The following is a 26,550-nucleotide window of genomic DNA, read 5'->3' on the forward strand; positions in this document are numbered from 1 at the left end:
CAACGAATTCCCCATATGAACAGATCGTTAAACATCGCCGATATCCTGATCATCGCTTTCTTCCTGGCCCTGACGCTCTACCTGGGGCTGCGCCATGCCCGGAGAAAACAATCCACCCAATCCTATTTCCTCGCAAAGGGAAAGATTCCCGCCTGGGCCATCGGCATGTCCTTGCTGGCCAGCATGATCAGCAGCGTCACCTTCCTCGCCTATCCCGGCGAAGGGTTTTCCTCCAACTGGATACTCCTCGTCCAGGGCCTGATGGTCCCCGTCGTACTGCTCGGCATCATCTGGTTCGTCGTCCCCCTCTATCGCAAAGTCATCGGTCTGAGCACCTATGAATATTTTGAGAAACGGTTCGGCACGTTCGCCCGCTATTACAGCTCCCTCGCCTTCGTGCTTCGCCAATTCTCCGCCATGGGTACGATCTTCTTCCTGCTCGCCCTGGCCCTCAGCAAAATGCTCGGCTGGAATACGACCGCGATGATCGTCGGCATCGGCACGATCATCATTTTCATCAATCTCCTCGGCGGCATCGAAGCGGTTATCTGGCTGGACGTCTTCCAGGGTTTCATGCTCTTCGCCAGCGGCATCACCTGCCTGCTCATCCTCCTGTTCACCGCGGCGCCTTCCCCCGCGGAGGTGGTCCGCATCGCAAGGGCCGGACACCATACCGGCTTTGGCCCCTACAGCTTCGATTTCACCCATCTCACCTTCATCGTAATGGCCATCAACGGCGTCTTCTATGCCATCCAGAAATACGGAACGGATCAGACCGTCGTCCAACGCTACCTTACCGCGAGAACCGACAAGGCCGCCATCCGCGCCTCCCTGATGGGCGTCCTCCTCACCGTACCCGTATGGATGCTCTTCATGTTCATCGGCACCGGTCTCTTTGTCTATTATCAAACCCATTCCCTGCCCGGCGGCACCCGCGCCGACGCCGTATTTCCCTATTTCATCATGACCCGCCTGCCAACCGGGGTCGTCGGCTTCATCCTCTCGGCAATGAGCTCCGCCGCCATCTGCAGCATGAGCGCCGACCTTAACTCCCTCGGCGCCGTCGGCGTGGAAGACTATTACAGAAAATTCCGGCCGCGACGTGACGACCAGCACTATCTTCGCGCCGGTAAATGGATCGTCACGATCGCCGGACTCATCTCCATCGGTATCGCCATGCTCTATGTCAACGCCGGCAGCGGCGGAGTGCTCGGGATCGTCTTCTCACTGTATGCCATCTTCAGCGGCGGCATTTCCGGCATCTTCCTGCTCGGCCTCTTCAGCCCCCGCACCAACCGGCAGGGGATGAACATCGGCATCATCGCCTGTATACTCTTCACCTCCTACGCCTTTCTCACCTCCACCAAAATAGGCCTGGGCGAACATAAATCCCTGCTCCTCGATCTCGGCCGCTTTAATTTCACCCATCATACCCTGATGCTCGGCGTATACAGCCACCTCGTCGTGATCGTCGTCGGCTACCTGGCGAGTCTCTTCTTCCCAAAACCGCAGATCGACCCAAACCTCCTGTTCAGCGGCTGGCGCAGAGCCCGCAGACTCGAACGCAAATCCCAACTCGTTGCCGTCACCCTGCTCATCCTCGTCTGCACCGGCACTCACGCGCAGGAACCCTATAAACGCAGCTTCGAAAAAGGCGTCATAGCCCTCGACCATCTCGCCTCCCAATATCACAACAAAACCGAATGGGAACTCCGCCGCGCCCAACTGCAATCCTGCCTGTACCAGGCATTAGACCTGAACCCACTTCCGCCAAAACTCACCACCCCCGCCATCACAACCCCCTGGCGGAAAAAAGCCGGCTACGAAGTGGCCAACATCGCGATCCAACTCATCCCCGGTCTCTACGTCAACGGATCGATATACCGACCGCTAAAGATAAAAGGCCGCATCCCCGTCATCCTCAATCCCGACGGTCACTTCGAACACCATCGCTATCGCGCCGACTGCCAGATCCGCTGCGCCGCCGAAGCCCGCATGGGCGCCATGGCCGTTAGCTATGATCTCTTCGGCTGGAACGAATCCCTCCTCCAGTTCAGGTTCGAAAACCACCGCACCCCGCTGGCCATGACCATCCAGCTGCTGAGCGGCATCCGCATCCTGGACTATCTCCTTTCCTTACCCGAAGCCGACAAGGACAGGGTAGCGGTCACCGGCGCCTCCGGCGGCGGCACCCAGACCGTTCTGCTGACAGCCCTTGACGATCGCATAAAAGTCTCCGCGCCCGTCGTCATGGTCTCTTCCTACTTCGACGGTGGCTGCCCCTGCGAACACGGCCGCCCCGTCCACGCCTGCGCCGGCGGCACCGACAACGTCGAACTCGCCGCCATGGCCGCTCCCCGGCCCCAACTGCTCGTATCCGACGGCCACGACTGGACCGCCCATATGCCCGAACACGATTTTCCCTATCTGCAGCATGTCTATAGCTATTTCGGCGACACCTCCCTCGTACAGAACGTCCACCTGCCCGCCGAAGGCCATGACTACGGTCCCAACAAACGCATCCCCGTATATCATTTCCTGGCAAAACACCTCGGCCTCGACCTCAAAGCCATCCAACACAAGGACGGCTCCATCGATGAAAGCCGCTGCGCCGTCGAACCCGACTCCGCCCTCTTCACCTTCGGCCCCCACGGAGAAAACCTCCCCGCCAACGCGATCATGGGTTTCGCCAACCTCGAACGCGCCTGGGCCCATCGCTATGACGCAAAACCGCAATCCGGCGCGACATCCCCTGCCGGCGTAAATAGTATCCCAGTCCCCCGTTATAAGGTCGCCGTCGTCGATCTCATGCTCCTCAAACGCCAGAAGCTCGGCGCCATCCCACTCGCCAGAACCGTCGGCGCCGACGGCCTCGAACTCGATATGGGCGGGCTCGGCACCCGCGAAACCTTCGGGAACACCCTGACCACCGACTCCATCCGCCGCCAGTTCCTCGAGACCGCCCAGGCCGACAGCATCGAATTCGCCTCGGTCGCATTGACCGGCTTCTACTCACAAAACTTCGCCACCCGCCCCACCTACCAAAAGAACATAGCCGATGCCATCGCCACAATGAAAAGCATGCATATCCGCATCGCCTTCCTCCCCCTCGGCGTCAACGCCGACCCCGGCAAACATCCCGAGCTGCGACCCGCCCTCGTCCTGCGCCTCCGGATCGCGGGTAAAATGGCCGAAAAGGCCGGAGTCGTCATCGGGATCGAAACAACCCTCCCGGCCGCCGAAGAACTAAAATTTCTAAAAGAGATAGGTTCCCCCGCGGTCAGATCCTATTTCAACTTCGCCAACGCCATCGACGCCAAACGCGACCTGGTAACCGAACTAAAAACCCTCGGCAAAGACAATATCTGCCAGATCCATTGCACCAATACCGACGGCGTCTGGCTACAGAACGACAGCGCCATCGACATGAAAAAAGTGAAAGCGACGCTGGATGAAATGGGGTGGAGCGGCTGGCTCGTCGTCGAACGCTCCCGCGACGCGAAGGACGTACACAACGTCAAAAAGAACTTCCGGGCCAATACCCGCTACGTCCAATCCATCTTCCAACCCGGCGCTACCATCGAAGTGTCACCAAACGGTAAGAGCCTGAGCACCGCCCTGCGCGAAGCCCGCAACCTTCGCCGCCTCGCCGACCCCTCGGCAAAACACGGCATCCGCATCGTCCTCAAAGGCGGCGAATACCCGCTCTCCGAACCCATCTTCCTCCGCCCCGAAGACAGCGGCACCCCCACCAGCCCCACCACCATCGAAGCCGCCCCCGGAGAAACACCCGTCCTCAGCGGCGCCATCGACATAAAGAACTGGCGCAAATCCACCGGCAACGGTTGGGAAGCCGATATCAACACTCCCTTCCGCGAGCTCTGGGTCAACGGCATAAAAGCCACCCGTGCCCGCGATGTCGACGACGACGATCAGATGCCCAGAATTCTTTCTGTCGACAAAAAGAACCAGGCCATCTATATCCCCGCCACGCGCCCCCTCCCCGCCAACCCCGGTAAGATGGAAATGGTCATCCACCAGATGTGGGCCATCGCCATCCTTCGCATCAGGTCGATAGAAAAGATTAACAACAGCTATAAACTCACCTTCAAAGAACCCGAATCCCATCTCGAGTTCGAACACCCCTGGCCCGCACCCGTCCTCGACAGCGCCCATAAACAGAATGGCAGCTCCGCCTACTATCTCACAAACGCCCGCGAATTCCTCGACCATCCCGGCGAATGGTATGCCGACGAAGAAAAAGGAAAGCTCTATTACTGGCCGCGCCCCGGCGAAGACCTGAACACCGCACAGGTTCGCGCCCCCCTGCTCACGAATCTGGTTGTCGCCCGGGGAACCATCGACAATCCCATCCACGATATCCAATTCAACGGAATTCAGTTCTCCTTTGCCGGTTGGCTCCGGCCCTCCCGGCAAGGCCATGTCCCCCTCCAGGCCGGCATGTTCCTCCTCGAGGCCCAGAAACTAAAGATTCCCGGTACCCCCGATAAAAAAGGCCTCGAAAACCAGGCCTGGATCGGTCGCCCCGCCGCCGCCGTCGAAGTTTCCTATGCACACGATCTCCGCTTCGGCCATTGCACTTTCACGCATCTGGCCTCCACCGGCCTGGATTTCGTCCGCGGCACCTTCAACGATACCACCACCCATTGTCTCTTCCGCGATATCGGCGGCACCGCCTTCCAACTCGGCGTTTATTCCGATCCCGCATTCGAAACCCATCTGCCTTATAACCCCACCGACACAAGAGAGGTCTGTCACGACGAATGGATCACCGACAATACCGTCACCGACTGCACCAATGAAGACTGGGGAACCGTCGGGATCAGCGCCGGCTATGTCCACGATATCCATATCGAACACAACGAGGTCAGCGAAGTGTCCTACTCCGGTATCTGCGTCGGCTGGGGCTGGACCCGCACCATCAACTGCATGCACAACAACAGCATCATCGGAAATTATGTCCACCATTACGCAAAACATATGTTCGACGTCGGCGGGATCTATACCCTCTCGGCACAGCCGGGTACCCTGATCATGGACAATCGCATCGACGCGATCTACCATCCGCCCTATGCCCATGATCCCAATCACTGGTTCTGGTTCTATTTCGACGAAGGCTCGTCCTTCATCACCATCAAAGACAACTGGTGCCCGGGGGATAAGTTCATGCACAACGCAAACGGACCGGGTAACACCTGGGAAAACAACGGACCTACAGTATCAGACAACATAAAGAACGCCGCAGGCGTAAGAAAATAAACAGTATGCTAAAAATCGGGATCCTCGGCCTCGGCGAAGGCCGCAGCACCATGTCCGCCGCCCTCAACAGCCCCAAATGGGAATTAAAAAAGATCTGCGATCTCAACGAAGACCTCTGCCGCCACCGCGCGGAAGAATTCAACTTCCCGAACTATACACTCGACTACAACGATCTGCTCACCGATCCCGGCATCGACGTGATCGGCATCTATACCCCCGACAAGTTCCATGCAACCCATGTGAAAATGGCGCTCTCCCATGGCAAACACGTCGTCTGCACAAAACCCTTTATCGACAACCTCGCCGACGCAAAGGACATCCTCGGTCTCGTTGCCTCCACAGGTAAAAAGGTGTTCGTCGGGCAAAGCTCCCGCTTCTTCGAACCCATGCGCCGCCAGCGACAGGATTATGAAGCAGGCCTGATCGGCGAATTGATCACCGTCGAAGCCTACTACCACGCCGACCACCGCTGGTTCCTCGAAAAAGGCTGGTCCCTCGAATCCAAATTCAAATGGCTCTATGGCGGCCTCAGCCATCCCGTCGACCTCGTCCGCTGGTACCTCCCTGATATTACCGAGGTCATGGGCTACGGCATGCTTAGCGCCAACGGGAAAAAAGGCGGCCTCCATCACGAGGACACCATGCACTTCATCTTCAAGGCAAAAGACGGCCGCGTGGCCCGCGTCAGCGGCGCCTACACCGGTCCGGTCCAACCCGTCACCCGCGACAGCGAAATGAGCTGTATCCTGCGGTCGACCGAAGGTTGCAGCCAGGCCGATTATATGGATCTCCGCTATGCCGTCACCACCAACACCGGTGAGGAAAAGATCATCACCTGGGAACACAAACTAAAACACTATTTCCGCTTCGAAGGCAAAAGCCATCACGCCGGGGAATATCAAAACTACCTCGAGTACTTTCACGATTGCCTCGAATCAAACCAAACGGCCTATCCCGACGTCCGCGAAGGCATCGGCACCATCGCCCTTCTAAAAGCCATGGAAGAGTCCCTGGCGACCGGCCTGCCGGTAAGCGTCGCGTCCATTCTAAAAACCCATGGCCTATGAGATACCTGCTCCAGCCGGTGGACTTCATCATCATCGCCATTTATTTCCTCATCCTGTTCGCCATCGGCTATTGGGCAAGCTTCGTCCGCAAAAAGAAAGCAAACGAGAATCTCTTCCTCGCCGAACGTTCTCTCGGCTGGGCAAGCATCGGCCTGAATATGTGGGGCACCAACGTAGGTCCCTCCATGCTGATCGCCTCGGCCAGCATCGGCTATACCACCGGGATCGTCGCCGGCAATTTCGCCTGGTACGCCTTTATCTTCATCCTGCTGCTGGCCGTCGTCTTCGCTCCCCGCTACCTCGGCGCAAGAGTCTCGACCCTGCCGGAATACATGGGACTGCGCTTTGGGGAATCCACCCGCACCATCCTCGCCTGGTATACCCTGATCACGATCCTCATCTCCTGGCTTTCACTCGGCCTCTTCGCCGGCGGAGTCCTCGTCCGTCAGCTCCTGGGGCTGCCCATGTGGCTTTCCGTGATCACCATGGTCATCCTCGCCACCTTCTTCACCGCCGCGGGCGGCCTCAAAGCCATCGCCTATACGAACGTGTTCCAGATGCTGCTGCTGATCGCCGTCTCCGCGGCCCTCGTCTACATCGGCATCGCAAAGGTCGGCGGCGTCACCGCACTCTTCGCAAAGACACCCCGCACCTACTGGAATCTCTTCCTCCCCGCCGGAGATCACAACTACCCCTGGCCCGCCATCATCCTCGGCTATCCCGTAATGGGGGTATGGTTCTGGTGTACCGAGCAGTCCATGGTCCAGTCCGTACTCGGCGCCCGCAACCTCGAGCAGGGACAGCTCGGCGCGAATTTTATCGGCTGGCTCAAGATCCTCGACGTCCCCCTCTTTATCCTCCCCGGAATCCTGTGTTTTATCCTCTATCCCCACCTGAAAAACCCGGATGAGGCTTATCTTACACTGGTAACGCGGCTCTTCCCACCCGGGATGCGCGGGCTCATCATCGTCGTACTCGTCGCCGCCCTCGTCGGGAATATCGGGTCTTCGCTAAACTCAGTCAGCACCGTCTTCACCATGGATATCTATATCAAAAAATATCGCCCCGACGCCACCAACACCGAGATCATCCGCATAGGCCGGATCATCACCATCGCCGGCGCCATCATCTCCGTCCTCATCACCCTGGCCATCGACAATATCAAAGGACTGAATCTCTTCGATGTCTTCCAAAGCGTCCTGGGATTCCTCGCCCCACCTATGTCCGTCGCCTTCCTGCTCGGCGTACTCTGGAAAGGGACCACCGCCCGCGCCATCAACGGGGTACTCACCGTCGGCACGCTCTTCAGCGTAGCCATCGGCGTCCTCTTCCTCTGGGTCTTCCCCGCCTCAAAATACCCCGCCTGGCCGCATTTCCTGCTGCTGTCCTTCTATATCTTCGTCATCATCACCCTCGGCGCCATCCTCGTCTCGAAAACCGGCATCGCATCGGCGCTGCCCGCCATCGCCACCACAAAGCCCACCCGCCGCGTAAAACGCCTCTGGACGATCCTGGCCATCGTGATGATCATCCTCTATATCTTATTCAACGGCTATTCCGCAAAAGCCCAATCCTACATCGCCTACCCCGGCGACTACGAGATCTGGCTTTCCAACCAGGTCCAAAACCGCCGAACCCAACGCGGCACTTTCTTCCCGCCCTTCTGGAAACTCGACAACCACTATATCCTCATCGATTTCCATAAAGCCTTCAACCTGCCCAACGACGACGACATTACCATCCGGGCTCAGGGCCGCTACAACGTCAAACTCGACGGCAAAATGCTCTCCGGCGCCCCCCAATACCTGCACCTCACAAAAGGCAACCATACCCTCGAACTAAAGGTCTACAACCAATCGACCCCACCCGCCCTCTATGTCAGGGGCCGCTATCTCCTCACCGACAGCAGCTGGGACGTCACTTATGAGGACAAGGAATGGATCGACGCCACCGGCAAAGCCTCCGATAAGTCCGGCACCACCTGGCTGCCCGCCGAACCGCTCCCCGGCGACGACCCCGCACACTGGCGCCTCGCCACCGAACCCCACCAGCCGGTCCACACCGAACGAACCGCCAACGGCCTCCTCGTCGATTTCGGCAAAGAGTCCTTCGGCTACATAAGACTCCACGGACTGAAAGGAAAAGGAAAACTCTCGCTCTACTACGGCGAGTCAAAAGAAGAAGCACTCTCCACCGACAGCTGCGAGGTCCTCGATCATCTCGATATCGACCAGCCGCAAACCACCGACTCCACCCTCGAAGGTTCCCGCGCCCTTCGCTACGTCAATATTCAATTCACCGGGGACATCCATCTCGACTCGGCCTCCCTGCTCTTCGAATACGCCCCCCTCACCAACAAGGGGAGCTTTCGCTGCTCCGATCCGCAGATCAACAGGATCTGGGATGTCGCCGCCTATACCTTTCATCTCAACACCCGCGAGTTCTTCATCGACGGGATAAAACGCGACCGCTGGGTCTGGTCAGGCGATGCTTACCAAAGCTACCTGATGAATTATTATCTCTTCTTCGACTCAGCCACCGTTACCCGCACCCTCTGGGCCCTCCGCGGCAAAGACCCGGTGACCAGTCATATCAATACCATCATGGACTATAGCTTCTATTGGTTCATGGGTATCTACGATTACTATCGGTATACCGGTGACAAAAGTTTCATCCGCAACTGCTATCCCCGCATGGTCAGCCTGATGAACTGGATCGAGAACCGCCGCAACAAGAACGGCTGGCTCGAAGGACTGCCCGGTGACTGGCTCTTCATCGACTGGGCCGACGGGCTCTCAAAAAAAGGGGAACTAAGCTTCGAACAGCTGCTCTTCGTTCGCAGTCTCGAAACGATGGCCCTCTGCGCAGACCTCTCCGGCGATCTCGCCGCCGCCAAAAACTACCGCTCCCAGGCCGCTGCCCTCAGACAAAAGCTCTTCACCGACTTCTGGGACCGCCGCCGCCAGGCCTTCATCCATAGCAGCCAGACAAAGGACATTACCCGCTACACCAACATGTTCGCCATCTTCTTCAACTACCTCGACTCGGCACAGGAACAATCGGTAAAGACCCATGTCCTGCTGAACGACAGTATCCAGAAGATCACAACCCCCTACATGCAATTCTATGAGCTCGAAGCGCTCTGCGCTCTGGGCGAACAAAAACACGTACTGAAGGAAATAAAGGACTACTGGGGTGGCATGCTCGCCAATGGCGCCACCTCCTTCTGGGAGAAATACGATCCAAAAGAAAAAGGCGCTCAACACTATGCCATGTACGGCCGCCCCTTCGGTCGCAGCCTTTGCCATGCCTGGGGCGCGAGCCCGCTCTACCTCTTCGGTAAATATTTCCTCGGCGTCCGCCCGCTCACTCCCGGCTATGCCACCTATGAGGTCGAACCACATCTCGGCGGCCTCGAATGGATGGAAGGCGAGGTCCCCACACCGCATGGAAATATAAAACTATCTTGCACCCGCAACCGGCTGACGATCCATACTGCAGGTGGCCGGGGCGTCCTCCGGTTAAAAGGCAAGCGTATCACCCTCGAACCATATAAAGAGTACACGATAAACTATGAGGCTCTCGACTAGCATCCTACTGCTCGCACTCTTCACCTCGGCGACGGCCCAGCAGGCGCCGGACCCAAAACAATTTCTCCATCCGCCCGAAGCGGCACGTCCCTGGGTCTTCTGGTACTGGATGAACGCCGCCGTCTCGAAAGAAGGCATCCGCGCCGACCTGCTCGCCATGAAAACCGCCGGCATCGGCGGCGTCTATCTCATGCCCATCAACGGCATTACCAACCCGCCCCAATATACACCCGCCACCGAACAGCTGAGCCCCCGCTGGTGGGAGATGGTCCGCTTCGCCATGCAACAGGCCGACAGTCTCCATCTCCAGCTCGCGATGCACGCCTGCGACGGCTTCGCCGTCGCAGGCGGCCCCTGGATCACGCCGGCCCTCTCCATGCAGAAGATCGTCTCGACGCGCACCACGCTCGACGGCGGCAAACGCATCAACATCCTTCTTCCCCAACCCGAGACCCTCGAAAACTACTACGAAGACATCGCGGTATTCGCCTTCCCCACACCCGCATCCTGGGACCGCACCGCAACAGGCGGCCCACTAAAATGCGAAGACTTCTGCCATCTTGACTTTTCCTTCGATACACCCTTCACCTGTCGCAGCATCATCATCCACAGCACCAACAACTACCAATCCCAACGCCTGCTCATCCAAACAAGCGACGACGGCATACACTACCATTCTATAGGCCGGCTCATCCCGCCCCGCCACGGCTGGCAGGACGGCGACGCACCGACGACCCATTCCATCCCCGCCACCACCGCCCGCTATTTCCGCTTCGTATACGATAAGACCGGCTCGGAACCCGGCGCCGAAGATCTCGACGCCGCCAAATGGAAACCCGCACTAAAGCTGAATAAGATCCAACTATCGTCCGCTCCCGCGATCAACCAATATGAAGGGAAATCCGGCGAGGTCTGGCGCATCAGCCGCCCATCGACCCGCGAAGACCTGCCCGACTCGGTCTGTATCCCGCAAAGCAAACTCCTCAATCTCACCGCCCGCCTCGACAAACAGGGCCGCCTCATTTGGCAGGCGCCCCCCGGACATTGGACCATCCTGCGCATCGGTCACACCTCCACCGGTCACACCAACGCCACCGGCGGCGGCGCAAAAGGCCTCGAGTGCGATAAGTTCAACCCCGAAGCGATAAAACTGCAATTCGACCGCTGGTTCGGCGAAGCGATAAGACAAGCCGGACCCGAACTGGCCTCGCGCGTATTAAAGATCTTTCATGTCGACAGCTGGGAATGCGGCAGCCAAAACTGGTCACCCGTCTTCCGCGCGGAATTTCAAAAACGCCACGGCTACGATCTTCTCTCTTATCTCCCGGCAATGACCGGCGTACCTGTCGGCAACGCCGCGAAAAGCGAACAATTCCTCCACGACATCCGCGAGACCATCGCCCAGCTCATCCATGATGAGTTCTATGTTACCCTGAAAAAGCTCGCCCACGCCCACGGCTGCGCCTTCAGCGCCGAGAGCGTGGCGCCCACGATGACCAGCGACGGAATGCTGCACTTCAGCGAGGCCGATATCCCGATGGGCGAATTCTGGCTGCGGAGCCCCACCCACGACAAACCCAACGATATCCTCGACGCCGTCTCCGGCGCGCATCTCTATGGAAAGAAGATCGTCCAGGCGGAAGCCTTCACGGAGTTACGCGAAGCATGGGACGAATCCCCCGCGATGCTAAAGCCCCTGCAGGATCGCAACTACGCCCTCGGCATCAATCGCCTCGTCTTTCATGTCTTCGTACACAACCCCTGGACCAACCGCAAACCCGGAATGACGCTGGGTGGGGTAGGGACCTTTCTCCAACGCGATCAGATCTGGTGGCCCATGGCAAAAGCCTGGATCGACTACACCCAACGCTGCCAATGGCTCCTCCAGCAGGGCCGCCCCGTCGCGGACATCGCCGTCTTCACTGGTGAAGAATTGCCGCGCCGTGCTGTTCTGCCCGAGAAACTCGTCGACATCCTCCCGGGACTCGTCGGCCCCGATCGCGTAACGGCTGAGCAACGCCGCCTCGAAAACAAAGGCGAGCCCACGACAAAGCAACCAAACGGTGTCGCCCATTCGGCAAACATGACCGATCCCGCCGACTGGCTCGATCCCCTTCATGGCTACGCCTTCGATTCCTTCAACCCGGACGCCCTCTTTCGCCTGGCAGCCGTCCACAACGGTCGCATCACCCTTCCAGGCGGCGCAAGCTATGCCCTCCTCGTCGTCCCCGGCGCGACAAGCCCCGCCGCCGCAAAAAAACTCGCGCAACTAAAACAACAAGGCGCCACCATCCTGACATCCCCCGTCACCGCAACACAGCTTTCGATCCCACCCGATTTCAACGCACCGCCCGACGCAAGGCTCGCCTACACCCACCGTACGGCCCCCGGCTTCGATATCTACTTTATTTCGAATCAATCCGATCACGAATTTTCCAGCTTTGCCGCCTTTCGGGTCACCGGCCGTGTACCCGAGCTATGGGATCCGCTTACCGGCAACATCGACACCACCGTGAAATACCGGATCACCACCAAAACGACGTTCGTCGATCTGAACATGGACGCCCATCAATCCTTCTTTATCGTTTTTCGTCATAAAGGTTCCCCAACCAATCTCTCCCGCGACGCTACCATTGTCAAAACGACCCTCCACACCGGCCCCTGGACCATCCGCTTCGATACGGTCAAAACCGTCACCACCGACACCCTCTTCGACTGGAGCAGATCACCCGATTCCGCCATCCGCTATTACTCCGGCATCGCCACCTACACCACCAGCTTCGAAGCCAACCCAGCCAAAAAACCTACCTTCCTCGACCTCGGCCAACTCGCCGACATCGCCACCGTCAGGATCAATAAGTTCGACTGCGGAACCGTCTGGACCCACAACAAACTGGACATCACCAAAGCGATCCACGCCGGCGCCAACACCATGACCATCACCGTCGCCAACACCTGGGCCAATCGCCTCACCGGCGATCAGCGCCTCCCGGAGACTCAGCGCCACACCTGGACAAGCGTCACCCCCCACCTTACCGGCCAACTGCTGCAAGCCGGGCTGCTGGGGCCGATCACCCTAAGCGTAAATGCATCGCCTTAACCATAAGCACATTGGCAAGCGGCTCATATTCCGGCGCCGCCTCCACCAACTCCACCTTCCGATAAGTATGGAATAAATAGTTCATCGTCTCCGCAGCCAGCTGCGCACAATACGCACCCGCAATGCACCCATGGATGCCATGGCCAAAAGTCAGCATCATCCGGTTATTCACCCGATGCCGGTCAAACTCCTCCGGTCGCTCAAACACCGCCGGATCTCGGTTCGCCGCCGCCACGACCACCAGCACCGTAGCCCCCGAAGGCACTGTCACCCCATCAAAATGCACCTCCTCCGTCAGCACCCGCCGCGTGTTGTGCACCGGCGAATCATACCGCAACACCTCCGTCACAAAGGATAGAAAGTGATCCATGTCCCAGGACCCAAGCTTCGCAATATCCTCCCGGGCCAACAGATGAAGCAGCGCAAGACTCAACAGTCCCTTCGTAGCATCATAACCCTGGATCAATAGCCCGATCAGATTGCTCACCGCATATTCCCGGGTCTCCTTCGTCAACCCCGGAAACACGACCTCCACCTGCCAGTCCACCAACGGATAGACCACATCGAACGCCGCCTCCAAAGCCCGCGCATCCGTCACCGGCGCCATGATCTTCAGGATAGCGGGCAGCTGCTCCAGGATCACCTCCACATGCCGATCCGAAAATCCAAACCCGGCAAGGATATGCATCGCCGGCAATACCCTCGCCACCGTACCCACCCATTCCACCGTAGCCGCGGAGCCCGGCGGGGGTAACAGCCGCGCAAGCAGGGGCGCAACATCCGCCGCCCGCCGCCCGCGAAACATCCGTAGCGCCATCTCCCGCGCAAGATCATGCGCAGGCGGATTACTGATCCGTACAAGCCGGCGCTTCATCGCCAACGCCGATCCGCCCAGATTGCCATCCGCGACAGACGGGATCAGCATGACGGGATGCGACAGGATCTGCTGGCAATAACGATAGGGATATACGGCCCAAAGCCGCCGCTCCTCATCCCAATAAACCGGCGTGTTCTCACGCCGTTCTTTATAAACGAGATATGGGTCCATGTCCTAAAAATACCTACCTTCCGTCGACAATACTTCAGTCTATGATTAAGGATATCGCGCAACTCATCGGCGATCCCATCCGCGCCGACATCCTATGGACCCTCCTCGACGGTCGCGCTTACACCGCCTCCGAACTGGCGGCGGCCGTAGATACCTCGGCCCCGAATTGCAGCATGCACCTGGCCAAACTGATAAAAGCCGATCTCCTCACCGTGGAGGCCCAGGGACGTCATCGCTATTTTACTTTCTCACGCCCCGAAGTGGCCTATGCCGTCGAAGCGCTCGCCGCCCTGGTACCCCAGCGCACCCGCGAAGCCGCGGAAAAAGAAGACCCGCCGATCCGCATCTGCCGCACCTGTTACGATCACCTCGCCGGCAGGGTAGGAGTGCAGCTGACCGAAAGCCTCCTAAGGCAAAAGCTCCTCACTCCCTCCGAAAAAGAGTTCGACCTCACCCAAAAGGGTACCCGATGGTTTGTCGCCCATGGCGTCGACATCGCATCGCTCCAAAGACAGCGCCGAAACTTTTCACGCACCTGCCTCGACTGGACCGAACGCCGCCCCCACCTTGCCGGTTCCCTCGGCGCCGCATTGCTGCAGATGATGTTTGACGCACAATGGCTCCGGAAGATAGCCAACACCCGCGCCTTGCAGGTGACGCCAAAAGGCCGCAAAGCCCTGACCGAAGAATTAAAATTGGAAATTTGAACTGATCCGTAAGCCCAGGCTGCTGATGTTCGGGTGATCGAGATACGTAAATCTTTTTACGAGATCCAGCCGGAAAATGGTGAAGATATTATAAATGCCCACACTGCCTTCGATATACGGCTTTCCACTCAGTGAATAGGTAGACATGACCCCGTTCGTCAACGGGAATTTCATCTGATTGGGATTCACCGCCGGGTTGTTCTCGTTTCGAAGCCCGCCATACAGGATCTTTCCGCCGATCACCTCCCGCAGGCGCAGCCGCTTCAAGCCGTGGATCTTATTAAAGAAGAAGCCATTGAAGAAATGATCGATATCGATCCCCGCATAGTGATCGCTTACAAACTCGCCGACGTTCATCATATTGTACGCCCGCTGGCTGTAGAAATAGGAAGGATTGCCCGGATGCACCGTCAACAGCGGGAACGGCAACGCCCCGCCCAGATAACCCGCATCGAAGTTGATGTCCGAATAACCCAGCGGCGCGATATAACAACGTTTATAGACATTCAGATGATACGCGTCATAGTTGAAGGCTCCGTTGAATAGCCCTTTCACACCCCTGCTGTATTGAAGCGTGACAATGGGATAGTGATTGATGATATTCACCCTCCCCGCCTTGTTCTGGAAGAACTGCTCATGCGGCGCCCAGCGGATCGAGAAAGAGATCTCGCTGGTGGTCAGCCGGGTAATCGTATCGGCCTGGTCGGCAAAATCCTTATAGATATATACCAGCGATCCCGTAGGCTCCTGCTGCCAGTTCTTGGCGCCCACGGTGAAGGAAAAATGACTGTTAAACTCATGAATATAGGATACCCTCGCCACCCGGCTATACACCCACTTGGAATTGTCCCCGTGGCTGAAAGACGTAAAGAAGTTGTTGGCGACGGCAAAGGTGTTATCCTGGCCCAGCGTGCGAACGTCATATAAATAGCTCGCCTGCACATAATGCTGCGGATAAGTATAGATCGACTTGTTGTTAATGGCGTAGGAAAGCGCGCCATAATATTTCCATCGCTGATCCTTTGTACCATAGGCCGCATAGGACTCCCCAAACCAGCGGGTGCTCAGCTTGGTATTCGTCCGGCCGCCCAGTTTCAGGCGCTGACCCTCGATGGTATTGAAAGTATAAAAGCTGCCAATCGCCCCCACATCGAATTTTCCCGCCGACTTATACCCGGCTGTAAACGCCGTCACATAGTCCATCAGCCGCCGGTAACTCTTCATCTTCACCAGGCTGTCCGTATTGGCATAGGTCTTCGCCTCCGTCTCACTCAGGGCCACCGGCCGTCCGCCGGTCCAAAAACTGTCCGTCTGCTGACTGGCAGGCCCCAGCGTGTCCACCGGCAATCCCCTGAAAACGCTGTCCGGCAAGGGCGAATGATCCACATCCTTCACATTGACTATCCGTTGACCCACCACCCCCGGCGTATGCGGGAATGGACTGAAACTGGCGATCATATCCGATTTCGCAAGATAATAATGCTTCCCCTCTCCCTTCTCGAATTCCTGCTTGACGCTGAAGTCGCGGACATAGTTGAGGTTGATGTGCCGGCTGACACCCAACTCCGCCCGCCGGAGCGCATAGTTGCCATCCATCGTGATATAAAGCATCCCCCGGAAAAGAAGGTCCTCGGGGTTTCTCGGCGTAAAGAACAGCCGGATCAGCTTTTCCCCGTTCTCCACCACGGTATCCCGGATAAAATACATGTAAAAGGTGGGCCCGAGATCGGCGATCGGACTGAGGAACTGCATCGTAAAAGCATTCACCGAATTATCATACAGGTTGATGTCTTCATAAAGCCGGTTCACCGCCATGCTGATCCCCTTCATATCGATAAACTCGCCAAAATCCACGCTCTTCTGCCCGACGACCATTTTCTTATTATCGGTTGGATGCTTCCGGTAGTAATTGTCGGAAGACACTTCCTGGATATAGATCGGCACGAGGGTCTTACCCGGAACGATCGTGGTGTCCTTGTTGTCAAAAAGAAAATGATATTTCTTGATCAGGATATTATCGACAAGGATCTTGGGGATCCTCTCAAGCATCAGCCGCACCTTCTCATATTGCCGGTATTCGGTATAGTCGCTGGCTCCGGGGCCGTTCTGCGGCTTATTGGCGATCACCTTCCGGATCAATTCCACCGCCGGATTGTTCTTATTCCGGTACTTGCCCCGATGGCCTTTTATGACCACAACTTTCAAATCGGTAAAGTTCTTCTCCAGGTAGACCACCATGGGCCCTCCCGCCAGTGGAAGAATGGTCCTTGGCTGATACCCCACCGCCGAGACGGTCAGTTTCGACACAGTAGTTTTGATAGTAATATGAAATTTTCCCTTGTCATCGGTCATAATCCCGCCACGTTCTTTGGCAAGACCGATCGTGGCATTCGAAATAGGCTGATGGGAGAGGGAATCCATGACGGTTCCCGTAACGGTCACCGTTTGTCCGGCAGCGGTTTGAATTAGGATTACCGCTATCCAAAAAAGTACGATCTGTTTTGTTCTAGGAATTGGGTTCGTTTTTTTACTACAACTACAACGTCGGCAAGGTAATTAAATTTCATTCGCGTAACAAGTCCATCCACACCGTCATATCCGAACTTCCCCGATTGGCCCAGGCATAATAAGGAATTAGTCTTACAGGGGTAGATTTTGCCGGTGCTGCCGTCACTTCCTGGTACAATTTTCCATTCCCCGCCGGCAGCAATTTCGCCATCCCCTCAAGCGCCATAAAACGGCTGTTCCCGATGCTCATCGGCCTTGGCTCCAATTTTATCGTGGCCGGTATCGCCACGGTAAACATCGATTGCCCCACCTTAAGATCAGGCGACTCGAGACAATATACCACCGGTCCCCGCCGCACCGCCACCTGACCCTTCGTCTCCTCGACAAGCGGATTGGCCTGGATAAGCACCGCAGGCATCGGCATATTCAACACAATGACATCGCCGGCCTTCCAAACGTGGCTTAACGCCGCATATTTTCCGGCCGTCAACACAACATCGGCCGCCTTCCCATTCACCGTAACACGCGCACCGGTACACCAGCCCGGTATCCGCAAAAAAATTCCAAAAGCCGCGGCAGGCGCCTTCTTCACCGTCAGAACCACCTTCCCATCCCAGGGATAATTCGTCGCCTCATCCAATTCCAGCTCTTTCGTTTTAAGCACATTCCCGCCATACAGCGTTACATACACGCCCTTTTCATTGACACAATACGCATAGTCCGCGACTTCCGCGATCGTGCGCGCAAGATTGGGCGGACAACAGTTTGAAAGCGAAATATATTCTTCACGGCCACCCGACCAGCGCAACGTATAGGGAAAAGCCCGTGATGCGCGCAGGGGATTCGTATAAAAATACCGGTCACCATCGAGGCTCACGCCGGAAAGGACGCTGTTATAAAGAGCCTGCTCCAACACATCCGCATACCGCGAGTCCCCACTCATCAGCAGCATCCGCCAGTTCCAAAGGATATTGCCGATATTGGCGCAGGTCTCACTATGCGCTGTCGTATTCGGTAGCTGATAATCCCGGCCATAGGCCTGGTGCACCTCCTGGATCGCCGCAGGATCATAGGACACGCCGTCCGGTGAAACCCCGTCATACAACGCCCCACACCCACCCGTGATATACATCTTCCGCTGCGTAACATCCTCCCAGATCGCATCGAGACAATGCCGGAGACTGTCATCCCCCGTTTCCGCAACGACATCGGCCACACCCGCATAGAGGTAGTTCGCCCGCACCGCATGCCCCATGGCGACGTGCTGACTCCGAAAAGGCACCCGGTCCTGGTTGTCATCCGTTCCATTACCGACATGCCCCCGGATATCGATCAGATTTTTGGCCAGCTGCAAATACGCGGGATTATTCGTCACGCGATATAGTTCGACAAGTCCCATATAGTGCGAAGGACAGATCGCATCCCGCGCCGACTGTGGCGAGCTATGTTGATAAACGGCCATCAGATGGTCTGCGGCCCGGATGGCCACGGCAAGGAGCGTCTTTTTTCCCGTCGCCCGGAAATGCGCGCAGGCTGCCGTCATAAGATGGCCGACATTATATTTTTCGAAATTCAATTGGTCCTCCGCAGAGACATGTTTACCGTTTCGCTCCTCGATCACCACCGGCGTATGAATATACCCGTCAGCCCGCTGACTCTTTGCGATGACGGCGATCGCATAGTCCATCAGGCTGTCCAGCCTCCGGTCATGCGTGACGGCATACATCGCCGCCATCCCTTCCAGCAGCTTGTAGAAATCCCCGTCATGAAAGGGCGGCCCCGCATGCGATCCCGTATCCAACCCGGCCGCGATCCGGAAATTTTCAAAAGCATGACTGATATCCTTATCCGTATAGATCCGCCATAGATGCGGGAGCATCGAATCCCGGCAAACCGCGAAACGCTCGGCCCAGAAACCTTTCGTCCACCGCACATCACTAATCCCTACACTCCCCAATACCGCATGCGGACGTTGCGCGCATACGCTTGAGCTGACCAGCAACAAAAACAATAGTCGTTTCATCGTAACATAGTTTGTATATCCACTCTCCGGCTCTCCGGATCCACCTTCAGGATCTCCACCTTCCCATGCCGCAATTCGGCTTCCACCGACGTATGATAAGGCGCCCACAATTTAAAATGGACATCCCAATCCCGCGGCCAGGCCGGAAATAAAAAGATCTTCTTCCCATCGGTCTGCAAAAGCATCTCCTGCAAACCGATCATCCCGCTGCCGCCCCAGTTATGATCCGGCACCCAGTCAAAACCCGGTCCCCAAAAGGCGGGGAACCGCCGCGGACCATCGCGCAGTTTCGCGATCGTCAACGCCGCCGCATCCTTCACAAGTCCCAGCCGCGCGGAAAAAATATTATCCTGCTTCCAGCCCACATAACTCCGAAACCGCACCGCATCCGTATCGTATTTATAAGTATTGATCGCCGTATCCAACCCCGGCCGTCCAGGTCCATAGATACCCCAGGGAAAAACCGGATACAACTGGGGACACTCTTTATTGTTGATCCGCTGCCAGGTCTTCGCCGGAGCGATCGTGACATGCCCCTCAAAACTCCGGTAGGAGAGTGCGGGAAGCCGCTTCAGCATCGCTATCCAGGTAGGATCCTTCCCGCCCTTCACTTCGATCAGTTTTGTCAGAACGGTCCTCAAACCCGCAATCGTCGAAGAGGAATTATCGGCCAGCTTATACGTCTCCGCCCCCGATCCCGGATACAGGATCAAATGCCCGGTTGCATCCAGTGACCGGTAGTGCTCATCAAAAAAACGCAAACAACTCTCGACAAACGGTATACAATCCGTTCGCCCCGTCTCCAGCATCATCAAACAAAACTCGAGCACCGTGTCCCACTCATATTCCAGCCAGGCATTGTACTCGACACCCTTGTCATGTCCCGCAGGCATATTCCAGCCATATTCTGCATTGTTCGGCAACCCGAAATTCTCCAGCTGTTCCGCAAAACAAGCCCCCCCATGACCCCAATACACGCGGCTGCGCAACTCGGCGGTCCGCAGGCTTCGTAAATAGAAATTGAACTGCGGCCGCATCAGGTCCGTATCCCCGCTGCGCAGCATCGGCCAATACACCAGCCGCTGATTCTGCGCCGTCATCGTCCCGCCCCCCCAGTTTCGAAAATCCGGCGTGAATCGCATCGACGAATCCGTCAACGATGGATCGAACGTGAAAAGCCCGCCGTTGAACTTGGTGGGATATTCGCCGGTGGCATTACATCCCAGCATATACCGGAACAACTGATAATTCCGGCCCGCCTGCCACTCCGGCGATCCGGCCGCACTCCCCGGCTCGATATAAATAAAACTGCGCTTCCAGAATTTGTCCCACCAGGCTGCCGTCGACTGCCTCGCCGTTCCCGAATGCGCACGGGCTCCCGCGATAGTCTTTCGCAATCCGTCAGCCCAATTCCCCTGCGAGGTCTCAAGCACTACCAACACCTCCCGTTTCCGCAACGGTCCTCCCTCCAGCTTCCATCCTTCAAAGTCGGTATCCCGGTATCTCCCGCTCACCCTTCCCGCCGGCTTCAATCCCGTCCCCGTCAATAGCCCTCCAAACCTGCGCCCCTTCAGCGGGTTATTCAACAACGCCTTCACCGCGTCCAATCCCTGCTGCCGGACCGTTACATCAAAAACCGTCGAATCCCTGTCCCGATGATAAAACAGGATCCCATTATCGGCAAACCGGATACTATCCCCGTACGTCACCACTCGTCCCCCCGGCGCATGTTTCCAGGCCCACTTATAACTGTTCGCATTATTGGCCCGGCCCTCCATTATCCTGTCCGCAGTGCGCCAACTCTCATACACCACCTCCGCACCCAGCGCCCGGCTCCCCTCCACCTCCACATGTACCACCGGGCGAAAGACATCCACCCACAGCCGGATCTTCACCGTGGCCCCGCCGGCCCTGCCCGTCACCACCACGGAGCCATCCCGCAACACTAATTCCTGCCGGACCTCGCCGTCGAGCGGATTTGGCTGCAGCCTCACCCGCACCCGGCCCCCTTTCAGGAGCGCATTGTTCTCGTCAAATGCCCCGCTTTGCCCAAAATAAAACAAAAGATCACCCTTCTCCACCCAGACATTCAGCCCGATATCCCCGCCGCCGCAAGGCATCGAACCCGCGGCATCACGGCTGGGTCCGTTCCAGACAATATTATCCGCATCGATAGCCCGGTCCTGGGCTGTCAGACGTACACCATCACCAAAAATGAGCAGGCTAAAAAAAAGGGCAGAGAATTTCAATGCTTATATTTATCGCAGAATTGACAATGAAACTTCTAGCAAATTACGACAATGGAGCAAAATAAAGTGGGGTCTCATAAGAATATCTGGCACGGCGTCGGCCGGCAGCGGATAGAGATTCCCAGGTCCGTACTGAAATCCCGTATCCAGAACAACGTTCTCTTAAAACAGCTATACATCTGCGGCCTCGGGTACTATCCGCGCGCAACCAATCACTATACCTATCGCAAAAAAGGCCTGCCGGAAAATTTCCTCTTCTACTGCGTGGACGGCCACGGCTTTTACAAGATCGGCGACAAACGACACGAGGTCTCGCCCGGCCAGTGTTTTCTTCTCCCGCAAAATGTCGAACACGCTTACGGCAGCAGCGAGCACGATCCCTGGACCATCTACTGGCTGCACTTCGGCGGAAGCGTCCTCCCCAACTTCAACGCCCTTCCCATCGTTCAGAAGCATTTCAAACCCAACACCGTCCGCAGCAGCAACGAGATGTTCGCCCTCTTCGGAAAGATCTACAAGAGTCTCGAACTGGGCTATAGCATCGACAACCTGCTCTTTGCAAACATGTGTCTGTCGCATTTTATTACTTTGTTCATCTACAACCAGAAACATTTTGTCGCGTCTCCGGCCGAAAAGATCGACTGCATCGACAGCGCCATCCTCTTCATGCAGGAACATATCAACGAGAATATCACGCTCAATGAGCTCAGCCACCGCTACAACTATAGCCCTTCACGCTTCTCCAGCCTCTTCAAACAACGCACGGGCTATGCCCCCATCGATTATTTTATCCAGATGAAAATGCAAAAGGCCAGCCAGCACCTGGGGATCACCGACAAATCGGTCAAGGACATCGCCCTGAGCATGGGCTTCGATGATCCCTACTATTTCTCCAAACGCTTTACAAAAGTGATGGGAATGTCGCCGACAAAATATCGCTCGGTCACCCGCGACTAGGGTGGGTCGGCGGTCAGCGCTTCGGTGGCGCGGCGATCACCCCGTTAAAAGAGATGGACTGCCGGTTCGTACTGATCACCTGCAACGTGGCATAGCCATCGGAGGAGATACTCAGCGTCATCGACTGCACATCCTTATAGTCTCTGGGTTTGATCGTCACCGTCCAACCCTGCTTCTTTCCCGGCGTGGAAGTATAACTGAAGTCTTTTGAAGTAAAGTCGAGCCCGCCCTTGGAAGGGTCCATCGGTGCGACATAGGCCTGCCCGTAATAAGGGAGGTAGCTCACGATCGCGGTTTGGGAAACCTTCAGATCGTAGTCGCTGGTCAGATTCCGAACCCGCCCGCTGAGCGGCATCGCCGTCTGGGCCTTGAAAACATAATCCTGCGCTGCCACCCAGTCCTTCACCGCCTTCGACTGCGCATGAGCAAAAGTTGTGAACCCCAGGCTCAGAAGGAATACAATGCTTTTCATAAACGTCTTGATTGTATATTAAATTTACATAATTTATGGCTGCGGCGAGGTTAACGAAAATCTAAAACGCCTCGTATCTTTGTTGCCATGATCAAACAGGAGTTCGACGCCGTGGTCGTTGGCAGCGGTCCGAATGGACTGGCGGCCGCTATCACCCTGCAACAGAAGGGACTGTCCACGCTTCTCATCGAAGGCAGCAGCGAGATCGGCGGCGGACTGCGTTCGGCCCAGCTCACCCTGCCGGGTTTTACCCACGACATCTGCTCGGCCATCCATCCCCTGGGTATCGCCTCGCCCTTCTTCAGCTCCCTGCCGCTTGAAGCACATGGTCTCGAATGGATCCTCCCGCCCGTGGCCGCCGCGCACCCGCTGGATACCGGAACAACGCCCTTCCTTACCCGATCGCCGGAAACAACCGCCGATACCCTTGGCGCCGACAGGGACGCTTATCTCCGCCTCATCTCACCGCTGATAGCCTCCTGGCCAAAACTGACTCCCGAACTGCTGGGACCGCTCCACCTTCCTACACATCCCCTTCTCATGGCCCGCTTCGGCTGGCTGGGCATCCCCAGCGTTACTCATCTCGCAAAACAATTCCGGACGGAAGAAGCCAGGGCCCTCCTCGCCGGCATGGCTGCCCACGCCATGCAGCCCCACACCAATTGGACAACCGCGGCCGTGGCTCTCATCTTCCTGCTATCCGCACATGGCGCGGGCTGGCCGCTCGCCCGTTATGCTTCCTCCAAATTGGCCGCGTCCCTCGCGTCGTACTACACATCGCTGGGCGGCGAGATCCGGACAGATACCTGGATCAGCCATCTTTCACAACTGCCATCCGCAAAAGCCCTGCTGCTCGACCTTACACCCCGGCAATTGCTTCAGCTCGGCGGCCATCGCTGGTCGCCCCTCTATCAACGCCAGCTGGAAAAGTACCGGTATGGAATGGGGGTGTTTAAGATAGACTGGGCCCTCGATAGCCCCATCCCCTGGACAAACGCTCCCTGCCGCGAAGCCGGCACCGTACATCTCGGCAACAGCTTCGGAGAGATAGCGGCCGCCGAGGCCCTGACCGCAAAAGGCGGCCATCCCGACCGCCCCTTCGTCCTGCTGACCCAGCCCTCCCTCTTCGATCCTTCCCGCGCTCCGCAGGGAAAACATACGGCCTGGGCCTATTGTCATGTACCCGGCGGTTCCCGCGTGGACAGGACGGCCGCCATCGAAGCACAGGTGGAACGCTATGCCCCCGGCTTCCGCGATCGCATCCTCGCGCGTCATACCATGGACACCGCCCAACTGGAAGAACATAACCCGAATTATGTTGGTGGAGATATCAACGGCGGCATCATGGATATCCGCCAGCTGTTTACGCGACCCGCACTCCGGCGATCGCCCTATCGTACCTCGGAAAAGAACATCTATCTCTGCTCCTCTTCAACGCCCCCCGGCGGCGGCGTCCACGGCATGTGCGGCTACCACGCCGCCCGCCGCGTACTGAAAGACCTTTTTTAAGCGGCCTCCATCTTCCGCTTGCTGCTCCTATATTTCTCCGCAATGATCTCACTCATCGGCCGCTGATAGACCTTGCTTTCCACCCAGCTGACCAGGTCCAGATAAGCAAACGCCCTCGCCTCATACCGGTTCCGCTCGAAATGCCTGATCTTCTCCAGGAATTTCTCAAACTCGGCCCGCATGCCCGCCCGCGACGTCTGGAAGGAGGTCCGCAGAAACCGGAACATCTCCTCTTCCACGCGCGTCAGTCGTTCCCGCTTGGCCATAAACCGGTATACCGACTTGGTCAGCGACTCCATCAGATCGAAGTTTTTCAACTCGTAATGCGCCATCAGGTGAAGCACCCGGGCATAACACTGCAGGTCATTACGCAGATCCAAAGGATCGTTGATGATCCGCTGCAGATAATCGATGCAGGTGCCAAAGTCCCCGGCGCCAAAATACAACGAGGCGATCTTATAGTTCAGCACGAGAATTCGGTGACGATCGATAAACAGATCGTATTCCGCCAGCTTCTGTTCCATCTCGGGCACCATCAGCAACCCCTGGGTAAAGTTCCCCAGCATAAAGACCTGGTTGATCTTGGCCGTAGTGATATAAACAAAGGTCTGGATACGGAAATTGTCGTTCTCCCGGACCCGGTCGGTCTGGGAAAAAGCCTCGAACTTCCGGAGCACAGCCTCGAATCGCTGGTGGTTGCGCAGATCGAAATGCGCGTTCAGCAGATTGTGCAGGGCCTTGATATAGTGCCCCGTCTCCACCCGGATCATCAGGGGCTGCTCCTCGAAAAGGTCCAGCCACTTCTGGGAATACCGGTAATACATCAGGAAATCCTGCCGGATAAAGGCATACCAGTTATAGCTCTGATAAAGATAAAGCCGCTCATAAAAACCCGTCTGCTCCCACGCGTTTGCCGGCAACTGCTCCCGCATATACTGCCGGATCCGCACCTCATCCTTCTCGTTACGCGCATGCCCGTTCTGGATATACCAGCTGTATACCAACAGCGCAAGGTTCGACAGCCGGGCCACCATATCGATCCGGTTGATAACCGCCGTGGACTCCGCGGAAAGCTGCTCGGCCCGCATCTGCATGCTATGCGTGATATGCAAGGTCTCGATCCGCTTCTCCAACGCAACCACCTGCACCAGGAAATTGTACTTCTGATTGGCCTTGGCCGTCTCTTTTGCGCGGTCCAGCAATCGGAGACTCTGCTGGAACAAACCCTTTTTGTAAAGGATATGCGCATAGTCGAACGTTTCGTTCAATTGCAGGTCGATGCTGTCCGCACTCTTCAGCAGCCGCAGACTCGCCAGTATCTGTTTATAAAGATGCGTCTTGAGATTCGATAGCTGCGGCTTCTCGATACCCGGCAGCTTCTTCAAAAGGTTCTTTTCGTCGTAATCGCTTAACTTATCGAGAGCATCGAATAACTGGACGATCTTGAGATCCTCCTTTGCCGAACTCCTTTTGATGTATAGTTTAAAATGCCTTTTTTCTGACTTTTCGAGCGAATGTATAAGTTGGAATAAGGTATCTGAGAAACGGTTGGCCATAATGCTGGGATTATCCTAAAACTCAATCCGGTAAAGGATTTCAACACAAAAATTATCATTTTGACATGATCAACTTACACATAATTTGGTTAGAGCGGGGAGCCTGCGAATAGTACCTTTACAGCAGAGAATGAGATAAACGCCTGCGGTAAGAGATCGAAAAAATGGCAGCAATCGTTAAACAGGCATTCGTTAGAGGCTCATTCGAAATAATGCTGAGTCGATCAGCTAAAAAGAGTTTACTACCTTTTTTCATATGGCAAGCAATCGTTAGAGGCCGACTGTTTCTACAGTGGGCCTTTCTTTTTGCAATCTAGTTAAGAATTAACAAATAGCTACCTTTTTACAAGTATTTATTTTCTCCCCTTTTTCACTCTGCTAAAATGCCGCTAAAATTCCCTGCCCCGGGTGGTTAAAATACTACCCTCGGTGTAGTCATTAAAACGGCTTCTACAGGACGCCCGATCCCAACTTTGGCCGACAT

13 protein-coding genes are annotated in these 26,550 nt (G+C 56.6%); 7 read left to right on the forward strand and 6 right to left on the reverse strand.

Annotation, left to right across the window (positions count from 1 at the left end; translation table 11 throughout):
• The first annotated feature begins 15 nt into the window (after positions 1-15).
• Genes VGM48_RS07430 through VGM48_RS07445 form a run of 4 tightly spaced genes read left to right on the forward strand, consistent with a single transcriptional unit; the run spans position 16 to position 13,037 of the window.
• Positions 16-5,280 carry a sodium:solute symporter family transporter gene (locus VGM48_RS07430; RefSeq protein ID WP_331577608.1) on the forward strand — a complete coding sequence of 1,755 codons (5,265 nt, stop codon included), beginning with the start codon at positions 16-18 and terminating at the stop codon, positions 5,278-5,280.
• Between the two features lie 5 nt (positions 5,281-5,285).
• A complete protein-coding gene (locus VGM48_RS07435) occupies positions 5,286-6,347 on the forward strand; it encodes a Gfo/Idh/MocA family oxidoreductase (RefSeq protein WP_331577610.1) in 1,062 nt (353 codons plus the stop codon).
• Positions 6,344-9,937, forward strand: a complete 3,594-nt coding sequence (locus tag VGM48_RS07440) for a sodium:solute symporter family transporter (protein WP_331577612.1) — start codon at positions 6,344-6,346, stop codon at positions 9,935-9,937. Before VGM48_RS07435 ends, VGM48_RS07440 begins: the two co-directional genes overlap by 4 nt.
• Positions 9,921-13,037 (forward strand): glycosyl hydrolase, encoded by a 3,117-nt coding sequence (locus tag VGM48_RS07445; protein ID WP_331577613.1) that lies wholly within the window; start codon positions 9,921-9,923, stop codon positions 13,035-13,037. The genes VGM48_RS07440 and VGM48_RS07445 overlap by 17 nt, the downstream gene beginning before the upstream one ends.
• Here the strand turns inward: VGM48_RS07445 and VGM48_RS07450 are convergent.
• On the reverse strand, positions 13,009-14,085 hold the full coding sequence (locus VGM48_RS07450; protein ID WP_331577615.1) for a cytochrome P450: 1,077 nt from the start codon (positions 14,083-14,085) through the stop codon (positions 13,009-13,011). The two genes, VGM48_RS07445 and VGM48_RS07450, sit on opposite strands and share 29 nt — an antisense overlap.
• 41 nt (positions 14,086-14,126) lie before the next feature.
• Here VGM48_RS07450 and VGM48_RS07455 point away from each other — a divergent pair, with 41 nt between their 5' ends.
• Positions 14,127-14,792 (forward strand): winged helix-turn-helix domain-containing protein, encoded by a 666-nt coding sequence (locus tag VGM48_RS07455; RefSeq protein WP_331577617.1) that lies wholly within the window; start codon positions 14,127-14,129, stop codon positions 14,790-14,792.
• On the opposite strand, the gene VGM48_RS07460 is transcribed toward VGM48_RS07455, so the two are convergent.
• The 3 genes from VGM48_RS07460 to VGM48_RS07470 all read right to left on the reverse strand — a co-directional run bounded on the left by VGM48_RS07460 (position 14,775) and on the right by VGM48_RS07470 (position 21,572).
• On the reverse strand, positions 14,775-17,234 hold the full coding sequence (locus VGM48_RS07460; RefSeq protein ID WP_331577619.1) for a DUF5686 family protein: 2,460 nt from the start codon (positions 17,232-17,234) through the stop codon (positions 14,775-14,777). The genes VGM48_RS07455 and VGM48_RS07460 overlap by 18 nt on opposite strands.
• A 121-nt stretch (positions 17,235-17,355) precedes the next feature.
• A complete protein-coding gene (locus VGM48_RS07465; protein ID WP_331577621.1) occupies positions 17,356-19,323 on the reverse strand; it encodes an aceric acid hydrolase in 1,968 nt (655 codons plus the stop codon).
• Entirely contained in the window at positions 19,320-21,572 is a 2,253-nt protein-coding gene (locus VGM48_RS07470) for a DUF5703 domain-containing protein (protein ID WP_331577623.1), read from the reverse strand. Before VGM48_RS07470 ends, VGM48_RS07465 begins: the two co-directional genes overlap by 4 nt.
• A gap of 51 nt (positions 21,573-21,623) precedes the next feature.
• On the opposite strand from VGM48_RS07470, the gene VGM48_RS07475 reads away from it, so the two are divergent.
• Positions 21,624-22,529, forward strand: a complete 906-nt coding sequence (locus tag VGM48_RS07475; protein ID WP_331577625.1) for an AraC family transcriptional regulator — start codon at positions 21,624-21,626, stop codon at positions 22,527-22,529.
• A gap of 13 nt (positions 22,530-22,542) precedes the next feature.
• Here VGM48_RS07475 and VGM48_RS07480 read toward each other — a convergent pair whose 3' ends face one another.
• Entirely contained in the window at positions 22,543-23,001 is a 459-nt protein-coding gene (locus VGM48_RS07480; RefSeq protein ID WP_331577626.1) for a DUF4251 domain-containing protein, read from the reverse strand.
• 87 nt (positions 23,002-23,088) lie between these two features.
• Between VGM48_RS07480 and VGM48_RS07485 the strand changes: the two genes are divergently transcribed.
• Positions 23,089-24,510: an NAD(P)/FAD-dependent oxidoreductase gene (locus tag VGM48_RS07485; protein ID WP_331577628.1), complete on the forward strand. Its 1,422-nt coding sequence runs from the start codon at positions 23,089-23,091 to the stop codon at positions 24,508-24,510.
• On the opposite strand, the gene VGM48_RS07490 is transcribed toward VGM48_RS07485, so the two are convergent.
• A complete protein-coding gene (locus tag VGM48_RS07490; protein ID WP_331577630.1) occupies positions 24,507-26,066 on the reverse strand; it encodes a hypothetical protein in 1,560 nt (519 codons plus the stop codon). The genes VGM48_RS07485 and VGM48_RS07490 overlap by 4 nt on opposite strands.
• Positions 26,067-26,550: the final 484 nt, after the last annotated feature.

Source organism: Puia sp., assembly GCF_036500295.1.
Classification (GTDB): domain Bacteria; phylum Bacteroidota; class Bacteroidia; order Chitinophagales; family Chitinophagaceae; genus Puia.